This is a genomic window from Petrotoga halophila DSM 16923 (assembly GCF_002924615.1).
The window spans coordinates 1-1,517 of sequence record NZ_JALY01000015.1; the positions used below are offsets into that span (position 1 = coordinate 1).

At 39.3% G+C, this 1,517-nt stretch carries 1 protein-coding gene and 1 pseudogene; both read left to right on the top strand.

What is annotated here, in order from left to right; genetic code table 11:
* Positions 1-211, top strand: a pseudogene (locus AA81_RS00660) (flagellar hook assembly protein FlgD); the annotation flags it as partial.
* A 40-nt stretch (positions 212-251) separates the two neighbouring features.
* Positions 252-1,517: flagellar hook-basal body complex protein (locus AA81_RS00665; protein ID WP_146050307.1), on the top strand; the 1,266-nt coding region annotated here is incomplete at its 3' end.

The window sequence follows — 1,517 nt, forward strand, 5'->3', positions numbered from 1 at the left end:
TGTTTGGAGCGGAAGAAACAACGATGGAACTATGATGCCTGATGGAGAATATCTCTATGGGATTTACACCGTAGAAAATGGCCAAATGGTTTCAAACTCTGGTGTAAAAAGTGGAACTGTCGAAGCGGTGAAGTTCTTAGACAACGAACTTTACCTACTTATCAACGGTGAAATGTATCCTTATTCGGTAGTAAATGAGATTAGCGCCTAAATTCTTATTATCAATACGATCTAGATAGGAGGAGTATAATATGCTCAGATCAATGTACTCTGGAATCACAGGTTTAAGGAACTTTCAGGATCAACTCGACATAGTTGCAAACAATATCGCTAACGTTAATACCGTAGGTTACAAAGGTTCAAGGGCGACATTTCAGACGACTCTTTTTCAAACATTAAGTGCCGGGAACGCACCACAAAACCAACTGGGTGGAACAAATCCTATGCAAATTGGGTTAGGTTCTCAATTAGCTTCTATAGACAAATTAATGACACAAGGTTCTCCTATGTCTACAGGTAAAGCCACCGATCTTATGATCCAAGGGGAAGGTTTTTTTATACTCTCAGATGGAACAGGTCAATACTACACACGTGCTGGCAACTTCACTAGAGATTACAACGGATTCTTTGTAGATCCTGCATCTGGTATGAAATTACAAGGTTGGACAGCAAAAATCGATCAAGAAGGAAATAGAGTCATTGACACCAACGATCCTATAGGAGATATCCAAGTATCTAGTGGACAAGTAATGGCGGCAAAACAAACCTCCTTTGTAAGACTTGCACATAATTTAAACGCAGGTGCGGGTATTCAGGACACAACAATTGTGGTTAAGAGTACCACAGGTGAAAATATACCTGTCAAATTCTCTTTCAAAAGGGATATGAGCGAAGAAAACAAAGATAAAAATGTTTATAATTGGACTGCAAGCGTAGTTGGTTCTGATTATAATTTTGCACTCTACGATAGTTCTGGTGACCCTCTTACTCCAACTACCCAAATTAGTGGAAAAGTAGAGCTTGACGATACAGGAAATGTAATTAGTTGGATTAATTACGATGAAGACGGAGATCCTTTAGCAGAAAATAAGATTTCTATATACGACATAAACGGTGAAATAGTGGATACTAACGGTGATCCTGTTACTGTAACTACATCTGGTACCCCTGCAACCCTTACAGGAAGCATTAGAGTTACAGATACGGCGGGGGAAACGGTTTATTATGATCCGCAAAATATTGATATTGAATTTGATGCTTCCGGAGATCCAACAATAAGTTTGAATATCGAAGGTACACTAGTAAGTTTTAACGGAGCTCCGACTGGAAATACAGTTGCTGAATTCAACGAATTACTGTCAGACGGAATTACGCAGGGAAATTATACCCTCACAGGGTTACGTTTAACCAGTTCTGATACTGATATTATCAATGCTTCTCAGTCTTTTGCAGACTTACAATCTGTCAGAGAGATGATTCAACCACCTTCAGGAGGAGAGATTAGATTCACCGATCTC